General features: G+C 66.3%; 23 protein-coding genes and 3 pseudogenes. 15 read left to right on the top strand and 11 right to left on the bottom strand.

Annotation, left to right across the window (positions count from 1 at the left end):
• Positions 1–6: 6 nt before the first annotated feature.
• A complete protein-coding gene (locus MJO58_RS10465; RefSeq protein ID WP_090601451.1) occupies positions 7–1,254 on the bottom strand; it encodes an alpha/beta hydrolase family protein in 1,248 nt (415 codons plus the stop codon).
• Between the two features lie 166 nt (positions 1,255–1,420).
• Between MJO58_RS10465 and MJO58_RS10460 the strand changes: the two genes are divergently transcribed.
• From MJO58_RS10460 to MJO58_RS10450, 3 genes and pseudogenes are all read left to right on the top strand, one after another.
• Positions 1,421–1,690: a hypothetical protein gene (locus MJO58_RS10460; RefSeq protein ID WP_090601450.1), complete on the top strand. Its 270-nt coding sequence runs from the start codon at positions 1,421–1,423 to the stop codon at positions 1,688–1,690.
• 390 nt (positions 1,691–2,080) lie between these two features.
• On the top strand, positions 2,081–3,205 hold the full coding sequence (locus MJO58_RS10455) for an Rv2629 family ribosome hibernation factor (protein WP_239722776.1): 1,125 nt from the start codon (positions 2,081–2,083) through the stop codon (positions 3,203–3,205).
• Positions 3,206–3,226: 21 nt separating this feature from the next.
• Positions 3,227–3,874 (top strand): annotated as a pseudogene (locus MJO58_RS10450) (dienelactone hydrolase family protein); the annotation flags it as partial.
• Positions 3,875–3,944: 70 nt separating this feature from the next.
• On the opposite strand, the gene MJO58_RS10445 reads toward MJO58_RS10450, so the two are convergent.
• Positions 3,945–4,229: a DUF1876 domain-containing protein gene (locus tag MJO58_RS10445; RefSeq protein ID WP_239723219.1), complete on the bottom strand. Its 285-nt coding sequence runs from the start codon at positions 4,227–4,229 to the stop codon at positions 3,945–3,947.
• A gap of 240 nt (positions 4,230–4,469) precedes the next feature.
• Between MJO58_RS10445 and MJO58_RS10440 the strand changes: the two are divergent.
• A pseudogene (locus MJO58_RS10440) lies at positions 4,470–5,108 on the top strand (TetR/AcrR family transcriptional regulator); the annotation flags it as partial.
• 443 nt (positions 5,109–5,551) lie between these two features.
• Positions 5,552–6,394, top strand: a complete 843-nt coding sequence (locus tag MJO58_RS10435) for a polysaccharide deacetylase family protein (RefSeq protein ID WP_239723218.1) — start codon at positions 5,552–5,554, stop codon at positions 6,392–6,394.
• Between the two features lie 9 nt (positions 6,395–6,403).
• On the opposite strand, the pseudogene MJO58_RS10430 reads toward MJO58_RS10435, so the two are convergent.
• The 3 genes and pseudogenes from MJO58_RS10430 to MJO58_RS10420 form a co-directional block, all read right to left on the bottom strand.
• Positions 6,404–6,560, bottom strand: a pseudogene (locus MJO58_RS10430) (IclR family transcriptional regulator); the annotation flags it as partial.
• A gap of 71 nt (positions 6,561–6,631) precedes the next feature.
• Complete coding sequence (locus tag MJO58_RS10425; protein ID WP_239722775.1) at positions 6,632–7,705, bottom strand: permease; 1,074 nt, start codon at positions 7,703–7,705, stop codon at positions 6,632–6,634.
• Entirely contained in the window at positions 7,698–9,368 is a 1,671-nt protein-coding gene (locus tag MJO58_RS10420) for an acyl-CoA synthetase (protein WP_239722774.1), read from the bottom strand. Before MJO58_RS10420 ends, MJO58_RS10425 begins: the two co-directional genes overlap by 8 nt.
• Positions 9,369–9,470: 102 nt before the next feature.
• On the opposite strand from MJO58_RS10420, the gene MJO58_RS10415 reads away from it, so the two are divergent.
• Positions 9,471–10,325 (top strand): SGNH/GDSL hydrolase family protein, encoded by an 855-nt coding sequence (locus MJO58_RS10415; protein ID WP_175364406.1) that lies wholly within the window; start codon positions 9,471–9,473, stop codon positions 10,323–10,325.
• A complete protein-coding gene (locus tag MJO58_RS10410) occupies positions 10,322–10,987 on the top strand; it encodes a DedA family protein (RefSeq protein ID WP_090601444.1) in 666 nt (221 codons plus the stop codon). Before MJO58_RS10415 ends, MJO58_RS10410 begins: the two co-directional genes overlap by 4 nt.
• A gap of 13 nt (positions 10,988–11,000) precedes the next feature.
• Here the strand turns inward: MJO58_RS10410 and MJO58_RS10405 are convergent, their stop codons facing one another.
• Complete coding sequence (locus MJO58_RS10405; RefSeq protein ID WP_090601443.1) at positions 11,001–11,621, bottom strand: TetR/AcrR family transcriptional regulator; 621 nt, start codon at positions 11,619–11,621, stop codon at positions 11,001–11,003.
• A gap of 156 nt (positions 11,622–11,777) precedes the next feature.
• On the opposite strand from MJO58_RS10405, the gene MJO58_RS10400 reads away from it, so the two are divergent.
• Both MJO58_RS10400 and MJO58_RS10395 read left to right on the top strand, forming a co-directional pair.
• A complete protein-coding gene (locus tag MJO58_RS10400) occupies positions 11,778–12,209 on the top strand; it encodes an anti-sigma factor antagonist (RefSeq protein ID WP_434086324.1) in 432 nt (143 codons plus the stop codon).
• A 13-nt stretch (positions 12,210–12,222) separates the two neighbouring features.
• Positions 12,223–13,317 carry a glutamate--cysteine ligase 2 gene (locus MJO58_RS10395; RefSeq protein ID WP_239722773.1) on the top strand — a complete coding sequence of 365 codons (1,095 nt, stop codon included), beginning with the start codon at positions 12,223–12,225 and terminating at the stop codon, positions 13,315–13,317.
• Between the two features lie 4 nt (positions 13,318–13,321).
• Here the strand turns inward: MJO58_RS10395 and MJO58_RS10390 are convergent, their stop codons facing one another.
• From MJO58_RS10390 to MJO58_RS10380, 3 genes are all read right to left on the bottom strand, one after another.
• Complete coding sequence (locus MJO58_RS10390; RefSeq protein WP_239722772.1) at positions 13,322–14,104, bottom strand: sulfite exporter TauE/SafE family protein; 783 nt, start codon at positions 14,102–14,104, stop codon at positions 13,322–13,324.
• 62 nt (positions 14,105–14,166) lie between these two features.
• The gene (locus MJO58_RS10385; protein WP_239722771.1) at positions 14,167–15,099 is read right to left on the bottom strand and encodes a catalase family peroxidase; all 933 of its coding nucleotides are present in this window, start codon (positions 15,097–15,099) and stop codon (positions 14,167–14,169) included.
• Between the two features lie 17 nt (positions 15,100–15,116).
• Positions 15,117–15,905: an SDR family NAD(P)-dependent oxidoreductase gene (locus MJO58_RS10380; RefSeq protein ID WP_239722770.1), complete on the bottom strand. Its 789-nt coding sequence runs from the start codon at positions 15,903–15,905 to the stop codon at positions 15,117–15,119.
• A 103-nt stretch (positions 15,906–16,008) separates the two neighbouring features.
• Between MJO58_RS10380 and MJO58_RS10375 the strand changes: the two genes are divergently transcribed.
• The 4 genes from MJO58_RS10375 (at position 16,009) to MJO58_RS10360 (ending at position 20,009) form a co-directional block, all read left to right on the top strand.
• Positions 16,009–16,938, top strand: a complete 930-nt coding sequence (locus tag MJO58_RS10375; RefSeq protein WP_239722769.1) for a LysR family transcriptional regulator — start codon at positions 16,009–16,011, stop codon at positions 16,936–16,938.
• 226 nt (positions 16,939–17,164) lie between these two features.
• Positions 17,165–18,718, top strand: a complete 1,554-nt coding sequence (locus MJO58_RS10370; RefSeq protein ID WP_239723216.1) for a long-chain-fatty-acid--CoA ligase — start codon at positions 17,165–17,167, stop codon at positions 18,716–18,718.
• Positions 18,719–18,751: 33 nt separating this feature from the next.
• Entirely contained in the window at positions 18,752–19,153 is a 402-nt protein-coding gene (locus MJO58_RS10365) for a RidA family protein (protein WP_090601437.1), read from the top strand.
• A gap of 49 nt (positions 19,154–19,202) precedes the next feature.
• Complete coding sequence (locus MJO58_RS10360; protein WP_239722768.1) at positions 19,203–20,009, top strand: MBL fold metallo-hydrolase; 807 nt, start codon at positions 19,203–19,205, stop codon at positions 20,007–20,009.
• 4 nt (positions 20,010–20,013) lie between these two features.
• Here MJO58_RS10360 and MJO58_RS10355 read toward each other — a convergent pair whose 3' ends face one another.
• On the bottom strand, positions 20,014–20,853 hold the full coding sequence (locus tag MJO58_RS10355) for an enoyl-CoA hydratase/isomerase family protein (protein WP_239722767.1): 840 nt from the start codon (positions 20,851–20,853) through the stop codon (positions 20,014–20,016).
• A gap of 57 nt (positions 20,854–20,910) precedes the next feature.
• Positions 20,911–21,201 carry a hypothetical protein gene (locus MJO58_RS10350; RefSeq protein ID WP_239722766.1) on the bottom strand — a complete coding sequence of 97 codons (291 nt, stop codon included), beginning with the start codon at positions 21,199–21,201 and terminating at the stop codon, positions 20,911–20,913.
• Between the two features lie 277 nt (positions 21,202–21,478).
• Between MJO58_RS10350 and MJO58_RS10345 the strand changes: the two genes are divergently transcribed.
• Both MJO58_RS10345 and espB read left to right on the top strand, forming a co-directional pair.
• Positions 21,479–22,117, top strand: coding sequence for a TetR/AcrR family transcriptional regulator (locus MJO58_RS10345; RefSeq protein ID WP_239722765.1), 639 nt, complete (start codon positions 21,479–21,481; stop codon positions 22,115–22,117).
• Between the two features lie 142 nt (positions 22,118–22,259).
• On the top strand, positions 22,260–23,633 hold the full coding sequence (gene espB / locus MJO58_RS10340; RefSeq protein ID WP_239722764.1) for an EspB family ESX-1 secretion system-associated protein: 1,374 nt from the start codon (positions 22,260–22,262) through the stop codon (positions 23,631–23,633).
• Positions 23,634–23,642 lie beyond the last annotated feature (9 nt).

The following is a 23,642-nucleotide window of genomic DNA, read 5'->3' as shown; positions in this document are numbered from 1 at the left end:
CCGCAACTAGGCAGGGCGGTCGCGCTGCGTCGCGGTTCCGTCCAGCAGACCGGACTGCAGCAATGCCTCCCACACAAACCGCTGCACGGGCTGTGAGCGGAAGAATCCGGTGTGACCACCGCGGTACCAGACGATCTCCGGTTTACCCCAGTGCCGCCAAAGGCGGGTCACCTGCGTGCGGGGATGCACCACGCGATCGGCGATGCCGGCGTAGATGAAGCGGCCCCTCATGGGCACCAGCGGAGTCAGCGACAACGGCGAGACCATACGACCGATGGGTTCGGCCAACTCCATCGTGTGCCGGCGCGGGTCGTCGTGGCCAAGACCCGAATGGCGCCCTAACAATTCGACCAGGTCTGCGACGGGCACACCGAGGATCGCGCAGGTGAGGCCCTTGTCGAGGCTGGCAACCAGCGACGCGATGTAGCCACCGAGCGAAAGGCTGTTCAACCCGATCAGCGATTCGGGCTCCTGCAAGCGAATCCAGGACAACAGCCGCCGGATATCCCACACCGCCTGAGCCGTCGCGTGCACGTCGTCGAGTACATCCTCCCCCGGAAACACCGCCCCCTTGGGCAAACCGTGTGATCGGGGCCCATGCATCGGCAGCACCGGCATCACAACGTTGAGTCCGAGTTCATCGTGCAGTTTCCACGCCCGAAAGAGAGCGAGATCCAATGCAGCACGCCCCATTTCGGTTCCATGGATACACACGAGCCAAGGGCGTGGCTCCGGATGGCGTAGCAGTAGCGCGTACTCGCGATTGTTCGCGGTGTAGCTCATCCATCGTTGCGCCCCCGGTTCACCGGGGTGCGGTGCGTACCCACTGTCGAAGAACATACGCTGGAATGAGCGCCTGCGCCCTTTCACCTTTCGTATCTCGACGTCGGAAAGCACCGGTGGCCCACCGAAGAACCGCCTTGGCTTTTCCAGCCATCCCTTGTCTCCGTAGAACTGAACCCCGTCAATCACCTCGCGGGTGATCCGCTCGAACACATCGGGCCGGCTGACCGGGCGGCGCGCCTTCAGGCCCACCAAGACGACCTCGTCGCGAAAGGCTTGCGCCGTCAGCGCCAAGGTGGGCCGCGCGATCGGGAGTTCGTCCGATGCACGGGCGAGGTAGTCGCGCCATGACCTGGTGACGTACTGGCCGGTATGCACGAAGGGGGCGATGGCCTCCGCCAGGGCCCCACCGGGCGCGCTTCGATGAGAAGCGGCCCGCTGTGGTAGGTCGTCGCCGGTGGGCGTAGCCATGTCGGCACGCTAACACCGTCTCGGCTCCGTCCGTTAGGGACCTAGTGCCCGATACAGATCTCGAAAGTCCAGCCGGGGCAAAGGACTTTAGTCACTCGTACCGGTCGGCGGGAAGTCGTAACGTCGTAGGCGTCCGTAAGACTTTGTTTCGAGTGGGAGTGGGATCATGACAGAAGCACCGGCCAAATCCGAGCCGCGCTGGGCCGAACTTTCCGACGACGTGCTCGAGTCGGTCGAATCCGGCCGCAAGCAGGCTATCGAGGCGGTACGCAAGTTCGTCGATCAGATCAGCCCGGTGCTGCCGGAGCAGTCGCGACGCAAAACGGTTGTCGACGCCGCACTGGACCTGGCAGAGGAATTGACCACTGCGCGGATCGAATTCTTCCGCAATGTGGTGCACAGCGCCGCGGAGGCGACGAGTAAGACGAGTAAGTAGCGCCGGATGAGGCGTTGGCCGGGCGGTTGCGATCCAACTGCCCGGCCAACGCCTGTCTCGGCCAGCCGCGCGCGAACTCTCGACCTGCCTGCGAAGCGGGTCGCAAATGCCGCGGCACGACCCAGGTCGTGGTCATCGTGCCGGCCCCGGTTGATTCCGCCGATGAGTCCGAATGGTCCGGCGGTGTCCCACCCGCGGCCGGAAAATGAACCGCTCACGTCAAAACCCTTTGCTTCGAGCATTTTCCGCATCGGCTTGCGGTAGCCCAGGTCACCGTAGTCGATCACGGGACTTAAGGCCCACATCAGAGGGCTAATGGCTCTGGCGGGCTCGCAGTTGCCCTTCATACGTTGACCAACAGTAAACGAACCACAACAGCAAAGGTGCGACATGCGATCCGAACGTCTCAGGGGGCTGGTCAAGGCGGAAGGTCCGTTCGCGTCGGTCTATTTCGACGACTCGCACGACACGGCAGGCGCGGTCGAGCAACTCGACGCGAAGTGGCACGAAATTCGCAAGCACCTCGAAAACACGGGTGCGGGAACGGAACTCATCGCCACGCTCGGGGACGCGGTGCGCAACCATCGCCCCGCGGTGGGTCGGCGCGGCAGGGCGTTGATCGCGACCAGCGACCACGTGCTGATCGACGAACCACTCAGCAGCCCACCCCCGAGCACGGTGGTTCGCTTCTCCGACTACCCGTACCTCCTGCCGCTGATCGAGGGCGAGATGCGGCGACCGGTGTACGTGTTCGCCACCGTCCACCACACCGGCGCCGACATCAGCCTCTACGACGGCACTACCGTCACCTCGACTCGTGTCGACGGCGCCGGATACCCCGTGCACAAGCCGGCCACGGCCGGCTGGAATGGCTACGGCGATTTCCAACACAGGACCGATGAAGCTGTTCGGATGAACTGCCGCGCAATCGCTGAGCAGTTGACCCGGCTGGTGGACGAAGCCAACGCCGAGGTGGTGTTCGTCAGCGGCCCGGTTCCGGCACGCGCAGATCTGCTTGCCGAATTGCCGGAACGAGTTGCCGAACGCGTCGCGCAGCTGCACGGCGGCGCTCAGCAAGGCCGCGCCGACGTAGCCGAGATCGACGAGGCGATCTCGGCGGAGTTCGCTCGGCGTCACGGTCTCGAAATGACAGCCATCGCAGGCCGATTCGAAGCAGAACTCGGACGCGGGTCCGGCTTAGCGGCGCAGGGACTCGCCGCCGTCTGCACGGCGCTGCGAGACGGCGACATCGACACACTGATCGTCGGCGAACTGGCCGATGCCGTCGTGGTCACCGGCCAAGCGCTCACCACCGTCGCGCCCGATGCCGACGCGCTGTCGGACCTGGGCGAACCGGTCGAGCGCATCGCTCGGGCGGACGAGGCGTTGCCGTTCAGCGCGCTCGCCGTTGGCGCCTCGGTGGTCCGGGCCGACAACCGGATCGCACCGGCCGACGGAGTTGCCGCGTTGTTGCGCTATGCCGCGACCGACCGCCTTGCCACCCCACAACCCTAGGATCGGTCGATCACCGTGATAGACAAGGAAATTCGGGTGGCCGTTGGGCCGGCATCCGTGGCCGGCCAGCTCACCATCCCCGCGCACCCCAAGGGTGTCATCGTGTTCGCACATGGCAGCGGTAGTAGCAGGCACAGCCCTCGCAATCGCTATGTCGCCGAAGTACTCAACATGGCCGGGTTCGCCACGGTGCTTTTCGACCTGCTGACACCCGAAGAAGAACTCAACCGGTCCAACGTCTTCGACATCGGGTTGCTCGCGCACCGGTTGATCCTCGTCACGGCCTGGCTGGCCGCCCAACCCGATACCGCGTCATTGCCGGTGGGGTACTTCGGTGCCAGCACCGGAGCGGGCGCGGCCCTGGCTGCCGCAGCGCATCCCGGTATAAAGGTCGCCGCGGTGGTGTCGCGGGGCGGTCGGCCCGACCTGGCGAACGGGTTGCTTCGCAAAGTGGAGGCTCCGACCCTGTTGATCGTCGGCGGACACGACGAAAAGGTCCTCGAGCTGAATCGACAGGCGCAGGCCGCGATCCCAGTCGAGTGTGACGTCGCCGTGGTTCCCGGCGCCACCCATCTGTTCGAGGAACCGGGCACGCTCGAACAGGTCGCGGCCCTGGCCCGCGACTGGTTTCTGGGTCACCTCGATCCGGCGGCGCCCCAGAGTTTTTGAAAGCGGCGGTCCCGGTAGGGGTAGGAGGAGTCCGGGACCGCCGCGGCTTCAACGCGGCGACAGGCCTCGTTCAGTGGTGCAAGCCCGTGACCGGCTCGTGGGTGCTGGCTTGAATATCGCTTGAGGTCACGGCGAGCAGCTGATTCGCCAAGTCGGACACGGCGCGCGCAATCGCGAGTTCGTCACCGATCCGGGCCACCGGCTCGTCGGCGGGATCGAGTCGCGCCAGTCCAATCCCGACGAAATTCCGGCCCGCCCAGGACAATCGCGCCTTCGCCCGGGTCCGCTCTTCGTGTTCTTCGATCAGCACATCGATGCGGCAACTCTTCTTGGTGTCGTCGCTGCTTTGCGTCATCATCAGTCGTCCTGTCCCGTTGATCGATGTATAGATGCGACCATCGCCGGTCAGGTGTGAAGTAGGGGCGGAAGTCCCGAGTCGCGAGGTAGTTTGTAGTTTGCGTCGCCTTGCTGTTGCGCCTTTCGCCGGACGACGAATGAATCGATAGAGCAGAAGTGTTGAACTTAATCGACATTATTGTTGGTTTTAATCAACAATTTCCCTGGCATATATCGATGTAGCCCTAGGGTATGTGCCGTGTCCGACCCCTCGGCCTACAGCGGGTATGCGCATGCCTCACGTGGCCGTCGTGCGTCGCATCACTCGGGAGACGACCGCGAGAAGGCGATTCTGGCCACCGCAGAGCGGCTTTTGGAAGAGCGGCCATTAGCCGACTTCTCCGTCGACGATCTGGCGAAAGGCGCGGGCATCTCCCGGCCCACCTTCTACTTTTATTTCCCGTCCAAAAATGCGGTGCTGTTGTCGTTGCTGGACCAGATGAACACCAAGGCGCATGCGGCCCTCAAGGCGCTGCGCGCCAAACTGACCGGCGACCCGGCGACGCGGTGGCGCGACCGAATCGAGGCGTTCTTCGAGGTGTCGGGATCGCACCGGGCGGTCGCCGTGGCCGGCGCTTCGGCGAAGTCCACCAACCCCGAGGTCCGGGCGTTGTGGTCGACACTGATGCAGACGTGGATCTCGTTCACCACCAACGCGATCAAGGCCGAACGTGAGCGCGGCGCCGCGCCGGACACCGTCTCGGCCGAGGATCTGTCCATCGCGCTCAACATGTTGAGCGAGCGGGTGATGGCCGCGACGTTCACCTCCGAAGAACCGGCGATCCCCGAAGACCGGGTGATCGACACGCTGGTGCACATCTGGCTGGCCAGCATTTACGAAGACGGCATCGCCACTGCCGGGCACGCCGCCCTGGCACTACGGGCCACCACTCCGTTTGCCGACTACCCGCTCGGCGCGACCTAGGCTCTCGTCCTAGGCGCTCGTCGATCAATCGGTCGACGGCGCCGAAATAGCTTGGCGACGGCGGCTTCCCGGCCGGCAACTCGCCGCACTGGGAGCCCGCGATCGCGGCTCTCAGCCGGAGGCACGCCGCACGACATCGACGACGCCGACCGGGGACGGCCTGCCCGATTTAGGGCCGGCCTTCACCACCACGCCACCTGGCGCCATGAGGTCGCCCGGCTGCGAGCCGACTAACCCCGAAGGTCACAAGTTCATATCTGCCGGCGACACTCGACAATTAAGAGCGGGATTGCCGGGCCGGCCAGCTTAGCCTTGCAAAGGTCTGAACTGGATCAAGGAGTGCACACGTGACCGAATTGGACCGGCGGCGGTTCTTGGTCGCGGTGGCGGCAACCGTTGCGGTGACGGGGATTTCGTGGTCGTCGGCCAACGGCCCCAAGGACACGGTCGCGCGCGCCGATGTTCTCGGATCCGCACCGAGCCCGGTCGCCCCGCCGCCGCCCAAGTTGTTGCCCCCGCCCGACCCGGCGTCGCGGGTGACGCTGCCCGGTGGCGCGGCTCTTAGCAAGCTACCCGGTAACAACGGAGATCTGTTGGCCTGGACGGTCGATGACGGGGTCGACACCGATGTGGTAAGGCTCTACACACAGTTCGCCAAGGACACCGGCGTGCGCCTCACCTATTTCGTCACCGGCGTCTTCAGGTCCTGGACGGAGAACGCGCGGCTGCTTCGACCGCTCGTCGAATCCGGGCAGATTCAGCTGGCCAACCACACCTGGACGCATCCGGACCTGACGAAGCTGTCGCCCAAGCAGATCGCCGACGAGCTCAACAGCACGGACGTGTTCTTGCGCAATACCTACGGCGTGGACGCCGCACCGTACTTCCGGCCGCCGTACGGCCATCACAGCGCCGTGGTCGACGCGGTGGCCGCCGACCTCGGTTACCAGGTACCCACGCTCTGGAATGGCGACTTGCGGGATTCCGCCGTGCTTTCCGAGGACCAGATCGTCAAGATGGCCGACCAGTACTTCACGCGAGAGAGCATCGTGATCGGCCATCTCAACCACGCACCCGTCACCCGTGTGTACGGGCACCTGGTGGAGATCATCCGGGCCCGCCGGTTGCGCACCGTCACCCTCAACGACGTTTTCCTGCGACCGGAAATCCCATACCGGACACCAAGTTTCGCTAGCTAAGCGGCCGTCTCAGCCGAGCAGGTCGCCAATCTCCTTGGCCGCTTTGACAAGTGCGGCCGCCACCGACCCGTGCTGCGCACCGTCGAGCCGTTGCTGCGGCTGCATCGAGGGCGAGCAGGCCGGGCATACGAGTCGGAATGGGCACCGCGACCGAGGCGACGCCCTCTCGCCTGGACCCGACAGGCACATTGGGTACCGCCACCCCCGGCGGCCAGGGAGGCCCACTGAGGTCATGCCTCACAACACGCTCAGCACACCCGCGCCCAGTAACCCCATCGCGACGACCACACCCGTGGCCGTCGCGATGGCCCGCCATCCGAAGCTGCGGGCGACCATCGCGACGCCGGGGACACTGACCGCGGGAAGTGTGATCAGGAGCGCACCAAGCGGACCCGACGAAACCCCCAGCAGCGCCAGGCTCTGCAGGATCGGTATCTCGCCCGCCGTCGGAATGACGAGCAGTGTGCCGACAATCGCCGCGAGCACAACGATCAGCAGACCGTGGTGCGACGGTTGAGTCAACGTCACCAGCCAGCCCCGACACGCCCCGACGACCAGCACCATGATCGCGTACTCCGGCAACAGGACCAGGCACAGGCAGAGCAGGGAGCGCACGAATCTGCTTGCAGGGCTGCCAGACTCGTCGTCAGGAAACGTGACCGCCTCGGCCGCGGGCGGTCCAGCGCCCCGCGCGCCGGTGACCAAACCCACCGACACAGCCACGCAGATTACCGTCGCGATACCGACGAGCGCCCTGGTCAACGTCCATTGCCAGGGCGCGACGAAGAACAAGAAGACGAGTACCGCGGGATTCAGTAATGGGTTTCCCAGCCAGTAGGCGATGGCGGCGGCGCGCGTGACGCCGGTGCGCCGCAACGTGACAGCGACCGGCGCAGCACAGCACGTACACATCATCGATGGCATGCTCGCGACTCCCCCGGCCAGCGCACTCGAGATCAGCCCGCGCCGGTTCAACACACGCGGCAACCACGCTCGCGGCACCAACGCCTGAACCGACGCGCTGATCAGCATTGCCACCACTAACGCCGGCCAAATCGAGGCAAAGTACGCATGAAAGAAGGTCGTGCCGGCATGCCAGGTCGGGGCATCCCCGGCACGCACGCCGCCGACCGCGAGGATGTTCGACCCCGACCAGTGATGAGTCCGCTGCGCCCGCAACGCTTTGGCGAGGTATGGCGTCCACTTCGCCCAGAGCAGCCCTACGACGAACACAGCCACCGTGACGAAGACACCAATCGTGATGCCCGCGCGGCCCTGGATTAGCCGGGGCGCCCCGGTCCGGTCAGACATCTTGTGCTGCTTGAGCTTTCGCCCACCGGTAGTCGGCCTTGCCGGACGGCGACCGTTGCAGACGGTCGCGGAAGACAATCGCCTTCGGCAGCTTGTAGCGCGCGATATGGCGGGCCGCCTCGGCGATGATGCTGTCGGCCATTTCTTGTCGCGAGGCCTGTTCACCGCCGGCCAGCGCGACGATCGCGACGACTTCGTTTCCCCACCGGGTGCTGGGCCGGCCCGTCACGACCACGTCGTACACCGACGGGTGCTCGGCGATCGCGGCTTCGACCTCTTCGGCGAAGATCTTCTCGCCGCCGGAGTTGATCGTCACCGAATCGCGGCCCAGCAGCTCGATCTCGCCGTCGGCGAACCAGCGGGCCCGATCCCCGGGAACCGAATGCCGGATCCCGTCGATCACCGGGAAGGTCCGCGCGGTCTTCTCCGGGTCCCCGAGGTAGCCCAGCGGTATCAGGCCCTGCTGGGCCAGCCAGCCGATTTCGTCGTCGCCGGGCGACAGGATCCGGGTCATGTCCTCGCTGACCACCACCGCGCCCGGGTTCGGGGCGAACCGGCCGCTGCCACCCTGCTGCCGGCTGGACACCTGCCCCATCTGGTTCCCGGACTCCGACGACCCTCCCGCGTCCAGGATCGTCAACTGCGGCAGCAGATCGAGGAATCGCTGCTTGAGCGGAGCGCTCAGCGCCGCTCCGCCGGTGACCAGAATCAGCAACCCGGACAGGTCGTAGTCCCCGGACTCGAGCGCGTCGATCAGGGGCCGCCCGAAGGCGTCGCCGACGAAGGACAGCGACATCACGCGCTCCCGGCTGGCCAGCGCCCACGCTTCGGCCGGATCGAAGTGGGTGGTCGTCGGGGCCATCACAAATGGCCGCCCCCCACAGAGGTTGATGAACGCCGCCCACTGGGCCGCGCCGTGCATCAGTGGCGCGCACGTCATCGACCCGGGTCCGCCGAGGCGCGAGCGTTCGACGATGTCGTCGAGGCTGGTCACCGGGTCGCCGCCGAACGGCGGTCGCCCGCCCATGGCGTTCATGTAGATGTCGTGCTGCCGCCACAGCACCGCCTTGGGCATCCCGGTGGTGCCGCCGGTGTAGAGGACGTAGAGGTCGTCGGGCGACAACGCCAGGTCCAGCGGCTCGTCGGTCACCCCACCGGCATGGGCGGCCAGCAGGTCCTCGTATCGGACCGCCGAGGGCAACGGATCGTTCCCGGACTCGTCGTCGACGTGGATCAGCCGCATCGACGGCAGCCGATCCCGCGCCTGATCCAACGCCAAGGCCAGGGTCGGGGCGAACCGCGCCTGGTACATGACCGCCTCCGCGGAGGCATTGCCCAGCAGATAGACCAATTCCTCGGCGACGTAGCGATAGTTGACGTTGAACGGCGCGACCCGCGCCTGGTAGGCGCCGAGCATGCCCTCGAGGTACTCGTTGCCGTTGGCCAGGTACAGGCCGAGATGGCTCTGACCGGATTCGTGCGGCGCCAGCTCGTGGCGTTCCCGCCGCACGCCCAGGCCCCACGAGTTCAGCGCCCGAGCCAGGCGACGGGCACGTTCGTTAGTTTGCGAGAAGGTGAATCGTCGGTGACCAAATACAATGCAGTCGCGATCGGGATTGGCGGCAGCCACAGCCGAGAACACTTGGGCGAGATTGAATTCCACTAACTCTCCTCACGCCGTGCGGTCCGGCGAGAGCCACGCTACAACAGCGTTTCGCGGCGGATGTCACGCACTGGAAATAGCAACGGGTTTAGTCTCGGCATCGTGTACGGAGCTATGCGGGCCGGATACTCCAGGTTCGTCGCCCTCGGCGACAGCCAAACCGAAGGCCTTTGGGACGGCGACGAAACCACCGGCCTCTTAGGCTTTGCCGATCGACTCGCCGTGATGCTCGATACGCTCTACCCCGGGTTGCAATACGCCAACCTCGCGGTCCGCGGCAAGAAGCTTGGCGACGTACTCACGGAGCAAATTCCACCCGCGCTGGCGATGAAGCCGGATTTGATCACCATCTGCGCCGGGATGAACGACGTCATCCAGCCCGGGCGACAATTCCCGCGAGCGCTGGCCGAGCTCGACTACGTCTATGCGGCGCTGGCCAGATCGGGCGCGACGGTGGTAACCACGACCTTCCCGAACGTCGCTCAATTCCTGCCGTTCGGCCGCATCGTGTCCAAACGGCTGACCCGAATGAACAACGCGATCACCGTCGCCTCCGCCCGCTACGGATTCAAGCTCATCGACCTGTACAACGCGGCCTCGATGCGCGATTGGGACACCTGGAGCTACGACCGCGTGCACGCGTCCCCCAAGGGCCATATCCTGTTCGCCGCCGCAGCCGCCGAGGCCCTCAATTTGCCTGACAGCAGCCATGATTGGGCCGCAGCGCACCCCAATCCCACGCAGCTGTCCATCGCTGACGGCGCCTACGGCAAACTGCGCTGGACGCAAGACAATTTCTTCCCCTGGTTGTGGCGACGGATGCGCGGCCTGTCCGCGGCCGACGGCCGATTCCCTAAACGGCCCGAGCTGGAACCGGTCAGCGTCCCGCACGACGGCGCGCCCAGGGGCGACATTGCGGCACGGGGCGGACGTCCGTCAGGCATCCTTGATCCATGAACGTCGAGGCTTTGCTGCAGTCCATCCCGCCGCTCGCGGTCTACCTCGTGGTCGGGGGTGTGGTCGGGGTGGAAAGCCTGGGTATCCCGCTTCCGGGCGAGATCGTTCTGGTCAGCGCGGCGCTGATGTCGTCCCATCACAACCTTGCCGTCAACCCGATCGGTGTGGGCGTCGCCGCCGTGATCGGGGCGGTGATCGGCGACTCGATCGGCTACTCGATCGGGCGCCGATTCGGCATGGGGCTCTTCGACAGGCTGGGCCAGCGCTTCCCGAAGCACTTCGGCCCGGGGCACGTCATGCTGGCCGAGCGGTTGTTCGATCGCTGGGGAATCCGCGCGGTGTTCTTCGGGCGCTTCATCGCCCTGCTCCGGATCTTTGCCGGGCCGCTGGCCGGCGCGCTGAAAATGCACTACAAGCGCTTTCTGGCCGCCAACGTGTCGGGCGCCATCTGCTGGGCGGGCGGCACGACCGCGCTGGTCTATTTCGCGGGAATGGCCGCCGAACGATGGCTGGAGCGGTTCTCCTGGATCGCCCTCGTCATCGCGATCGTTGTCGGCCTGATCGCCGCAATACTGCTGCGCGAACGCACATCTCGCGCGATCGCCGAACTCGAAGCCGAACACGCGCAAAAGACCGGAAGCACGGCCGCCGACGCTGCCTGACAGTGCGGGCGAGCTAGCCGGTCGCCTCCCCCATCCCGATCACGGCCGCCGGCCGGTGTTGCCGAATCAGGGCGACGGCCATCTTCTGCGCGCGCCGAGCAGCCTCCAGATCGCCCACGGCCGCGAGAACGATGGCCCCCTTCATCAGGATGTGCCATGACGAAGCGAAGTCCTCGACATCGGTGAGACCGGCGGCCTGCGCACGGCGGCGCACGATGTCGCGGACGTGGTCGATGTGCGCGATGCTGGCCTGCCCGGCGGGGTGATCGGCACCCAGCTCGAGTAGCACGTTGATGAACGAGCAGCCTTCAAAGCCGTCCCGAAGCTGAAACCACTCGTGCATCACGTCGAAGATGGCAAGCAGCTGTTCCTCGGGCGTCGTGCCGCGCTGCTCCGACTGGGCCTCGATCAACCCGTGCGTCCAGATCTCTTCGCGGCGCTCCAGGACGGCCAGCACGAGGTCGTTCTTCGTCGCGAAATGCCGGTACAACGTCGCCTTGGCGACACCGGCGCGCTCGATCACCTCGTCGGTGCCGACCGCACGAATTCCACGCCGGCTGAACAGCTCATATGCCGCATGCAAGATCCGTTCACGGGCAGACGGAGCGGCCGGCACGATGTCGGAATTTTCCATATTTAGGCTTACGATACTCTTAACCGCCACATGTAGACAGACCGCTCTGTCTCGTTATACAAAGGAGATCCGCGCACTTCGCGGAAAGTCTGTCTTCAGACACTAGGACGGACATCCATCGCGGCGCCGGCGGCGCCCGTCGATTAGGAGTCCCCAATGAAGACAACTGCAGATCATGCTCCCCCCACGTCGGGCCCGCGGCTGATGCTCAGCACGCGACTGGTCTACGAGCTCGGCGACCCGCACAGCACGCTGCGGGCGACCACGGATCGCCGGGGCTCGGCCGTGCTCATCTATGCGGGCGGCGAGATCGACGCCTGTAACGAGCAAACTTGGCGCCATCTGGTCAACGAAGCAGCCGGCGTCGTCACGTCCCCCGGTCCCCTGATCGTCGATGTCACCGGACTGGATTTCATGGCCTGCTGCGCGGTTGAGGTGCTGGCCGATGCGGCAGCAGCCCTGCGTCGGCGAGCAATCGAACTGCGGCTGGTCAGCCCCCAGCGAATCGTTTCCCGAATCGTCGAGGCGTGCGGGCTTAGCGGCATGTTGCCCGTTTACCCGACCGTGGACTCAGCGCTGGCTCGTTAGCGTCCGGGGCTGGATGCGTCACCTACCCAGCTTTGGTGTGGAGGAGGAATTTCTCCTCGTTGATCCTGAAACGGGCGAACCGGCCCCAGCCAATAGCGAGGTGGCCGCTCAGGCCCAGCGCCGGGGGATCGCGCTGCAGCGGGAATTGAGCAGTTGCCAAGTCGAAACCGCGTCCAGTGTGGCCGCCAGCAGCGCGGAACTGCGTGCCGAACTCGCACTGCTGCGGCGCACCGCGGCGCAGGCGGCCGAGGCCAGTGGCGTGCGGCTGCTGGCGCTGGGGCTTCCTCCGGTCACGCCCCACGAGTTCCCGATCACCGATACCGAGCGTTATCAGCGGATCGGGGAAAAGTTCGGGATGATCGCGCACGAGCAAGGCATCTGCGGCTGCCACGTGCACGTCGAGGTGCCCAGCCGGGCCGCCGCCATCAAGGTCAGCAACTGGCTGCGGCCGTGGCTGCCGTCTTTGCTTGCGCTGTCGGCGAATTCGGCGCTGTACCGCAATACCGACACCGGCTATGCCAGCTGGCGCAGCATCCTATGGCGACGCTGGCCGGCCGCCGGTCCGCCACCGTTCTTCGCCTCACCGGAGCAGTACGACCGCACTGTGCGGATGCTGCTCGACAGCGGGGTGATCCTGGATTCCAAGATGATCTATTGGGACGTGCGCCCGTCGGCAAAGTTCCCGACGGTCGAGGTGCGAGTGGCCGATGTACCGGCGACGGTCGAGGAGACGGTGCTGCTGGCCACCCTGATCCGGGCCGCCGTGATGACGGCGTTGGACGTCGACGGCCGCGGCGACGATGGTGGCCGATTGCCCCCGGCAGTACTGCGGGCGGCGTATTGGAAGGCCGCCCACGACGGACTATCGGGAGACTTGCTCGACTCGGCCAACCAGCACCGCGCGGTGCCGGCTCGTCAGCAGCTCGATGCGCTGGTGCAATGGGTGCGTCCGGCGCTCGACGAACTCGGCGAATTCGACCGTGCCACCGCCGAACTCGACCGCATCATGGCGCAGGGCAACGGGGCGATGCGGCAACGCATGGTCTGGCAACAGCGCGGCGACATGATGGACGTCATCGACCATGCCGCCGCTGCCACTGCGGGCTGACGGCCTACGCCGCTAACAGGCGATACAGCCCGATCAGGCCCACCACCACGATCGTGGAGCGCAATGCGTTCGGCGACAAGCGGCGGCCGTATCTCGCGCCGATCAATCCACCGACCAGCGAACTCGCCGCGATGATTGCGGCCACCGACCAACTGATGCGCTCCGATGCCACCAACGTATAACCCAAGGCCGCAACGACATTCACGACGAGAGCCAACAGGTTCTTCGCCGCGTTCATGCGCTGCATCGACTCCGGCAAGAGTGCGCCCATTACGCCGACCAGCAAGATGCCTTGCGCGGCGGTGAAGTAGCCGCCGTAGACCCCGACGGCAAACGTGCCGAGCACCAGCAGCGCCATCCGCACCGGCGAGACGTGTTCGGCGGACCGGCCCTGGGCCTCGGCCTTACGGCGCGCCCAGGATTGAATCCGCGGCCCGGATACCACCAGCAGCAGGGCCAGCACCAGCAGCGCCGGCACCACTGCGATGAATACCTGCTCGGGCAGGTGCAGTAGCAAGTATGCGCCCAGCGCCGCACCGGCCAGCGACGCCGGGATCTGCCAACGCAATCGATCCCACTGACCATCCAGCTCGGCGCGGTAACCCCAGGTGGCCGAGACACCGCCGGCGACCAGACCGACGGCGTTCGACATCGTGGAGGTGACCGGCGGATAGCCGAGGGCGACGAGCGTCGGGAACGTGATCAAGGTCCCCGATCCGACGAGCGCATTGATCGCGCCGGCGGCGAACCCGGCCAGACCGATCAACAGGACATGCGAAGCCAACACTTCCAAAAACACTAGCCGCACAACGCAATGCGCCGGCAATCGGGCCGCCCGGCGCGTTTCCGTCAGGCCGGCGGCGCTTCGGAGCCGCGCCCCACACCGGTGCGCAGCTTGACCGACGCCGAGTACGCGAGGCTTCGGAAATGCAGCACCGGGTCATCGGACGGTTCGATGCCGTCGGTGACTCGCACCGGGTCGAAAACGACGATGTCGCCGTCGTGTTCGCGCTCGGTATCGAGTCCGGTGATTTCCAGGGTGCCGACGGTGACCGTCTCGGCGCTTCGCCACGGCGCCGACGGGTCGATCGTCGAGTCCCGCGGTCCGGCGATCTGCACGCGATAGTCAAATCGGATCGGGCCTTGTGCCAGACGCGTATTCAGCTCGTCGGTTAGGAAGTCCGGGGCCGCACCGCGGGCATCAGCGCCGGAGAGGTAGCTCTCGCCCGCGGCCGGAATCAGGTGGTAGCGAACAAATCTGGCGTTGCCGTCGGCGCTGATCCACCGGAATGCGTGCAGGCCGTGGTACTCGATGGTGGCGTAGCTGGCCGGTACCTTGTTGGCGTCGCGCACCACCGGCAACGCGCCGAGCAGTCGCGGATGCGTGATGAAATACTTGGCCATCCGCAGCGGTGTCGTCAGGCTGGGCCGCATCGCCCTGAGCAGATCGACGAAACCCTCCGGCTTGCTGGAGACGAACAACCGGGCCGTCTGGGTCGACACGTCGGTGGTGGATCCGTCGGGCAGGGTGAACTTCACCGCCATCCCGCGCACCCCCGGCAAGCCGTCGGGCTGCTTTGGGTTGCCCGATCCGTTCGAGAACCGGATCAGCGCCGGAACTTCGCTGCCGTCGAGATGCTTTGCCCGGGACAGGGTCGCCCCATCCCGGGTAGCGGTGAAGGTGCCGCGGTATAGCGTGCCTTTCGCGTGCAGCGCCCGGGCGCCGGGTTGGGCTCCGCCGGTACCTCGAATCGCCTCGATCGCATCGTCAGGAGTGACCATGCGCGAATCTTAAGGCCCTACTGGGGAAAGCCGAAGAGTTTGACGACACCGTGATCGCGACCCGCGGTGTAGCCGCCGTCGACGGCGATGGCCTGTCCGCTGACGAATGACCCGTCGAGCGATAGCAGGAACGCTGCCACGGCCGCGACCTCGTCGGGCCGGCCGAGCCGTTGCAGCGCGTGCTCGTCGGTGATCGAGGCCAGCGGGCCCTCCATCCCCGGCAGCCCGAAAACGCTTTGGGCCATCGGTGTATCGATGAAGCCGGGGCAGATCACGTTTGCCCGGATGCCGCTAGGGCCGTAATCGAGCGCAATGTTCTTGGTGAGCAGCACCACCCCACCCTTGGCCGCGTTGTAGGAGCTGCCGCCCGCGGTGCCCTCCAGTCCCTCGATGCTGGCGACGGTCACGATCGAGCCGCGTTCGCCGTCGACCCGGTCCTGCTCGATCATCTTGGCCAGGGCCGCCTTGGCGACCAGGAAGGTGCCGGTGAGGTTGATACCGATGACCCGATCCCACTCCGCGCGGTCGAGCAGGTGGACCGGGCCGCCGCCGGCAACACCCGCCGCGTGGAAGACGCCGTCGAGGCGTCCGGGCACCGCGGCGAACACGGCCTGGATGGCTGTTTCGTCGGTCACGTCGGCCGTGACGAAGTGGAAGTCGGGTCCCAAGTCGGGCGGGGATTCCAGGTCGGCTCCGATCACGGTGCCGCCTTCGGCTAGCAGGCGCCGTGCGGTAGCCAGGCCGATGCCCGACGCCGCACCCGTCACGACCACAGTGCGATGACGAGCGCGATCAACATTGACCATGTGCTGAATCCTTCATCCGAGGGTTTGCCCAGCAATGGTTACATATGTTGTCATCGCGATTCTGCTAGGCCATGACTCCCAGTGTCGCACTAACATTTTCCGTGTGGAGTTGCGTCATCTTCGTTATTTCGTAGCGGTCGCTGAAGAGCTAAATTTCGGTCGGGCCGCGAAGCGCTTATGCATTGCCGGACCGTCACTTTCGCAGCAAATCAAGGTCCTCGAGCGGGATCTGCGGGTGCGACTGTTCGATCGCGACCGGCGCTCGGTCACCCTCACCGCAACGGGAGCGGCCTTGCTTCCGTCGGCCCGCACGCTGCTGGATCAGGCAGATCAGTTGCGCCGGTCGGCAATCGGGCTGTCGCTGGCCGAACCCGTGCGGATCGGCTACGCGCAGTGGCTTCCCCCGGACCTGGCCGATCGGACTTCCGCGGTCGCGAAGGTGCACATCGACACGTGGGTGCTGCCCTCGCACGCGCAGGTCGCCCGAGTGGCCGAGGGCGGCGTCGATTTGGCGATCTGCGGGGTGCGCTCCGCCGACCTGGACCGGCACGGCCTGAACGCGCATCTCATTGGTGCCGAACAGCTTTACGCCGTCAGCGTCGGCTCGGACGCCTCACCGGTCCAGGCACCCGACGCGGTGGTGCTGCTCGATGCCGACTCCGGCAGCTGGTTTTCCTGGAACCGGTACGGGGAGCAGTTCGCCAGGGAGACCGGCGCTCGCACGGTGCGGATCAGCGACGGGGGGCTCGCTGCCCCAATGTTTTTCGAGCATGTCCGGCGGCTGGGCCGACCGGTGCTCGCCTCGCCCAAGGCGCAAACCGCGCCGCTGCCGTCAGATCTCGTGCACCGCCCGATCGCCGCGGCCGCACCCTATTGGACGTGGTCGCTGGTGTGGCGACGCATCGAGAACCGCGAGACGGTGCGCGGGGTGATCGACGCGCTGACAGCCGAAGCGGAAGTACCCGATCTGGACGAGGCCTGGCTGCCCTTCACCGATCCTTACCGGTCGCGAATCACCCTGGCAACCGTGTGATATGCGGCTCATCCAGCGGAGCCGATGCGTTCGGATGCGCCGCATGGCCGGATTCCGCGCAGCTTCCCGCTCCGTGCGCATCGACCAGCATTGACGGCGTAGCCACCGAAACACCGGGGTGATCATTCGCTGGTACCACTCTCCCGAAACTCGTCGTGGACAGGGCGACTAACCTTGGCTTGACCGAATCCGGGGAGCCAGGGATTTTTCGATGAGCGGAGAAGTAATGCCACCAGCCGACGTCAGCACGACGCTCGTCGGCATGGTCGAGCAGCATGCGGCGCGCCGACCCGACGACGTGGCGATCCAGTTCGGTGAGCGGCAGTGGTCGTGGGCACAATGGGCGTCGCGTATTCGCCGGACGGCCGGGGCGCTGCGGGCCGCGGGTCTGCGGCGCGGCCAGGTGGTGGCATTCCTGGACAAGAATCACCCCGCTTGTCTGGAAACCCTGCTGGCTGCCACGTCGATCGGCGCGGTGGCCACGATCGTCAACTGGCGGGTGATCGGCGACGAGCTCGTCCACGTGCTCAACGACAGCGGCGCGCAGGTGCTTGTCGTCGGCGCCGAGCTGGCGCCGGCGGTCGAGGCGATCCGCGCGAAGGTACCCGGCGTGCAGCGCGTCATCGTGGTGGGTGGCGCCGAGGACGACTACGAATCCTTGGTCGCCGCAGCACCACCCGTCGAGGTCGATCCGGCGGTCGCCGACACCGATGCCGCGATCACGATCTACAGCTCCGGCACCACCGGTCGCCCGAAAGGCGTTCAGCTGACCCAGCGCGCGCTGGTCAATCACATCGTCAATCTGTCGCCACCTTTTCCGTTCTCCGAAGGCGACGCCAACCTCGTTGCCATGCCGCTGTTCCATGTCGGTGGTATCGCGTATGCGTTCTTCGGTATCCGGGCCGGCGCACCGACGTTCCTGACCCGCGAGCCCGACGCCGCGACGCTGATCGGCGCCGTGAAAGCCGGTGCGACGCATGCATTTCTGGTGCCGCCGGTGATCGCCCGATTCCTGGACGCCGGGGAGGCGGCGATCGCCGCGATGTCGGGCCTGCGCTACCTGGTCTACGGCGCGGCCCCGATGCCGGTGCCGTTGCTGCAGCGCGCGCTCGCGGCCTGGCCCGAGATGAACTTCGTGCAGGTGTATGGGCAGACCGAGCTGTGCGGCGCGATCGCGGCGCTCGACGCCGACGACCACCGCAACTCCAGCCGACCCGAACTGCTGATGTCGGCCGGAAAAGCCGCTCAGGGCAACGAGATTCGCATCGTCGATCCCGAGTCGGGTGAGCAGCTGCCGCACGGCGAGTCCGGCGAGGTCTGGGTGCGCAGCGATCAGCGCATGATCGGCTACCTGAATCGGCCCGAAGCCACCGCCGAAACCATCACCGCCGACGACTGGGTGCGCACCGGTGACATCGGACGCCTCGACGCCGACGGCTACCTGTTCATCGAGGACCGGCTCAAGGACATGATCATCACCGGCGGCGAGAACGTGTACGGGCCCGAGGTGGAAAGCGTGCTCCTCGAACATCCCGGGATCGCCGACGCCGCAATCATCGGGGTGCCCGACGACCAATGGGGCGAGTCCGTCAAGGCGATCGTCGTCGCCCCCGACCTGGAACCCGTCGAGGTGATCGAGTTCTGCCGCCAGCACATGGCCGGTTACAAATGCCCGCGGACGGTCGACTTCGTCGACGAGCTGCCCCGCAACGCCAGCGGCAAGATTCTGAAAAATCAGCTCCGCGAACCATATTGGAAGGATCGCGCCCGCAAGGTATGACACCGGCTGCACGATCCACGACGAAAGGACGATATGAGCAGGCCGTTCGAATCCGTCAACACCGGCGTCGCCGCTCATATCGGCAGGTACGCCGACGCGGTACGCGTGCCCGCCGGCTCTGAGGTCATCTACACCTCCGGCACGCCCGGGCTGCGACCAGACGGAACGCTGCCGAAGCACTTCACCGAAGAAGCCACCCAGGCGTGGCGCAACGTCGAGGCAGCGCTGAGCCGGGCCGGGGCGAGATTGTCCGACATCGTCAGCGTGCGGCAGTGGCTTACCGACGCGGCCGACATTCCGGCCTATGCCGCGGTGCGCTCGTCGGTGATCAGACACGAACCCGTATTCATGCTCGCGGTGGTCCCGGCGCTGGTAAGGCCGGATATCCGGGTGGAAGTCGAAGTCACCGCGGTCCGCCGACCCGCGATGTTATAGCCTGCTTTCGACCCGATATCGATTCTCCGCGAATGCAATCAGGGGCCACATGGGCGAGGTAGTCGACGCGAAGCGACGGGATGGCGCGATCGCGGTGCTGGGTGGCCCGACGACGGTGATCGATATCGCGGGCCGCAGGATCGTGATGGACCCGACCTTCGACCCGCCCGGCCCGCATGACTACCTGAACAAGCTCACCGGCCCGGCAGTGGCCGCCGACGACCTCGGGCAGGTCGACGTGGTGTTGATCAGCCACGACCAGCACTCCGACAATTTGGACGACGCCGGACGGCGGATGGCGCAGGCCGCGCCGCTGATCGTCACCAACCCGGGTGCCGCCGGCCGCTTCGGCCCGCCGTCGGTGGGGCTGAAGCCGTGGCAGTCGTATTACCTGCCGGGTGGGCCCGGACGCGTTGCGGCACAAGCAGTTCCGGCCGTGCACGGTCCGGCCGACGGGATGCGCGACATGGAAGGCCATGTCAACTGCGAGGTCACGGGTTTCGTGCTGTACGGGCCCGGGCTGCCCACCATCTATCTCAGCGGGGACAACGCGTCGCTGAGCGCGGTCGCCGAGGTGGCCGATCGCATCGGCGAGATCGACGTCGCGGTGCTGTTCGCGGGCGCCGCGAGCGTGCCGGCCAAGGACCGCGGGCGTCCGCTGACGCTGACCTCGGCGCGCGCTGCCGCGGCCGCCGAGGTGCTCGGCGTCAAGGTGGTGATCCCGGCCCACGTCGACGGCTGGGCCCACTTCAGCGAGGGTCCGAGCGAATTCGCCGCGGCATTCGACCAAGCGGGCATCAAGCGGGTGCTGCACACGGCTCCGCACGGCGAGTGGATCGACCTGAAGATCGACTGAAATTCTAAAGGCGTCCTTCGGTGCGCAACTCCGGATGCACCCAGTCCGGCGAGCGTCGCTCCTTGAACGCGCGGACCCCTTCGCGCGCCTCGGCATCCATCAGGCTGCTGGTCATGCCGATGCGGTCGTACAGGCCCAGGTAGCTGTCGATGCTGGATTTGATGACGTTGCGGGCGCGCGGCGCGGTCCGGCAGCTTTGTGCAAGCAGGTCACGGGCCACCTCGAAGAGATGTTCGTGGGGCACCACCCTGGTCACCAGACCCCAGTCGAGTGCCTCCTGGGCGGTGAGCACCCGGCCGGTGAACATCAGGTCGCGGGTGCGCACCGGACCGACCAGGCGCAGCAGCATCTGGCTGTAGTAGGTGTCGGCGTAGCCACGGAACAGCTCGGGCACCCGGAAGGTCGCCCGCTCGCTCACGACGGACAAGTCGCTGCAGAGTGCGATCTGCATGCCGCCGCCCTGGCATAGCCCGTTGACGGCGGAGACGATCGGCTTGGCCGAGGTCCGCACGGCGTCAAACGGCGTGATGTCCATGCCCAGTGCGGCGCCGAAGGTGATCCAGTCGTCGACGCCTGCCCCGCCGGTCATGTCACCGCCGGGCGCGAACACGTCACCGGTGCCGGTGATCAACAACCCGGCCAGGCCGGGGTCTGAATTGACAAGGCCTACGGCGTAACGAATTCCGAAGTACATCGCGGGCGTCAACGCGTTGCGCGCCCCAGGACGATCGATCGTGCAGACCGCGATCGGTCCCTGGCGCTCGAACGACAGATACGGGGTGCCCAGCCAATCCCCGTCCGGCGGCAGGGGCGTGCTCGGCGACGTCGTCGGGGTCTGCGCCACGGGGCTCCTCCAGGATCTCGCTCGCTACTGAAACGCTTACAGTATGCGCCGGGCGCCCTAGAGGAACGGCAGCGTGGCGATCTCGCTGGTCTCGGACATGCTCATGACCAGGTTTCGGTGCCTGTCCTGCAGCGTCGTCGAGGCATCTCCGACGGCCCGGTCGCACTGGGGGCAGCGGATGGTGAATTTCGGCTGATCCTGCTCGTCCGGCCAGAATCGGCGCGGCCCGACCTGGACCCCCGGGTCGAAGCAGACCTGCTGGTGAGGGGCTTCCTTGAGGATTCTGCCGACGGGATGGCTTTGCGGGCACTCGAGTTTCAGAATGCCGATCCCTTCATGGTTACTCATCGTCCACTCCTTTAGGGGTCCTGGTCTGGCGCTCGTGCTCTCTCATTGTCGTCGTCACGCGCCGGGCTGAAACGTGTAGGTCTCGCTGTGGCTGAGGTAGCAACGCATCAGGGTGGTGGCGTTGCCGATGAAGCAGACACCACCTCGTCGAAATCCGCTGTCCCCCTGCTGATTAGCCCTACGGAAGTCATCCCTTCCCGTTCGACTTGAGTGGGGGCTGTCGCCGTTTCAGGGCAGCTGCCGCGGGCATATCGGGGTTACGGCTAACCTCAGCCACATGCCCGCAGATGCCCAGCACCCGAGCCCGACCAAGGTTCGCATCCTGCGTGCCGCCGCGGAGCTGATCGCCAAGCAGGGATACGCCGCCACCTCCACCCGGCACATCGCGGCCGCCGTCGGCGTCGAGCAGCCGGCCCTCTACAAGCACTTCAAAGCCAAGAGCGACATCTTCGCCGCGCTGGTCCGGCTGGCCCTGGAGTGGCCGAATGAGTTGGCCGACGAGCTCGCGACGCTGCCCGCACCGGCCGTCGTCAAGCTGCACCGCATGTTGCGGGAATCCCTGGACCACCTGCACGCCTCGCCCGAGGTGGTGGTCTCGGTCATCGCGACTCCGGACCTGTGGCAGGACAGCTTCACCGCGGAGCAGGCCCTGGCCCTGAAAATCGAGCATGCGCTCGCCGACCTGGTCGAAACGGCACAGGCCGAAGGCGATGTGCGCGCAATGAACCCGATCTCGGCGTCGAGACTCCTGCAGGCGCTATTCGACGCGCTGACCCCGCAACTGACGGTCAACCCGGACGAGATCGTGGAGTTCGCCATGATCGGACTGTTGATCGACCAGGCTCGTCTACCCGAAATCCGTTTAGCTGCAGACGCTTTGGACATTCAGACCGCCCGGCCGAATATCAGCGTCTAACCGCCGCTTCGGCCGGTAGCAATCGCTCGACACACACCGGACTGGCCGACGCTTGACATTCGGTTATCAGGTGATAACCTTTGCTCAAGTTATCGATCGATAACCACACCGACCGCCCAAGGCAGCCAGGAGACGAATCGCGATGACAAAGACGCTGAACGTGGAGCACGCGGAGCTGATCGCCCGAGCCGACGAGCTGGATGCCCCAATCCCGGGCGTTCCCGCCAACAACGGCCACGCGCCCTGCGCTCTCGAGCTGGCCACCAGGGCTGCACAACAACTCGCCTTCTCCGCCGACAACATGCGGATTTATCTGGCCGCCGGCGAACGGGAGCACGCCCGACTCGCGCAATCGCTGCGGAATGCGGCCAAGGCCTACGAGGACCTCGACGAGCTGGCCGCCGACGCGCTGGACAATGACACACCGGTGGCCGCGGCCGCGCCCGCGCACGCGGAACCGGACGACGCGGAGCCGGCGATGCTGGCCAGCACGGTTTCGTTGCGTGGCTTGGACCCGATCCCCTACTACCCGGTCAAGGAGGCCGCCAAAGCCTTGATGCAGGGCGACCAGGGCAGGTCTCTTCTCGACTTCGCCGACGAGTGGGCGGCATATCTGCGGACGTTGTCGCAGGCCAGCTTCCGGTTCCGGCCGTTCACGGATTGGGACAGCGAGGCGAGCGACGCCGTCGAGCGGCACTTCGATCTGGATCGGAATTGGCTGGACCACATGGCGAGACTGTGCGGCCAGCTGTCCACCCAGGCCCGAAACCTGGTTGCCGCGCACCGCTGGGCGGTCAGTGAGCACCCCACCCTCGAGAAGCTGCGGCAGGTCGACGAGCGTTGGATATCGAACCAGTCGGTGCCGGGCTGGGAACGAGTTGGGAAGCCTGCGCTGCTGCGGGTCTACGCGCAGTACCAGGCGAAGTCGGAGGCGGTACTGGCCGAATACGAGCAGCGGGTCGAGCTGGGGCCGGTTAATCCGCCGCGGCCTCCGGTCGCCTGCAAGATCGATGTGCCGTCCGCACCCGATCTGCGGCCTGGTCCTGGACTTGAGCCCTTGCCCCTTCCAGACGGCGGACTGCCTCCGTTCGGGGGCGCCATGCCCGTGCTGCCGTCGGGCGGGATGCCGTCGATGCCGACCGACGCGACGCGCAAGGATGCCCCGACGAACCTGAAGGCGGCGCCCGGCCTGCCCAAAGGGGCGAGCGTCAAGCCGGCGTCGGCCGGAGCCGGCGGCGCCGGCCTGCCGGCGATGCCGAAGATGCCATTGCAGCTCGCGCAGGATTCCTCAGCGGTGTCTCGGCTCGGAGCGACCGCCGGTGGAGGCGTCCCGATCCCGGCCGCGTACGCGGCGCTGAACAAGGGCGGTGGCATGGGCATGCCGATGGGCGCAGCGCCTGCTGGCCACGGCCAAGACGGCGTCAAGGCCAAGCGCGTGCAGCACGGCGACGAGTCGATCTACACCGAGGACCGGGCGTGGACCGAGGGTGTCATCGGCCGACGACGGGCCTCGTGACGCCGGGAT

Source organism: Mycobacterium lentiflavum, from assembly GCF_022374895.2.
Taxonomy (GTDB): Bacteria; Actinomycetota; Actinomycetes; order Mycobacteriales; family Mycobacteriaceae; genus Mycobacterium; species Mycobacterium lentiflavum.
This window is presented reverse-complemented; position numbering and strand designations above follow the sequence as displayed.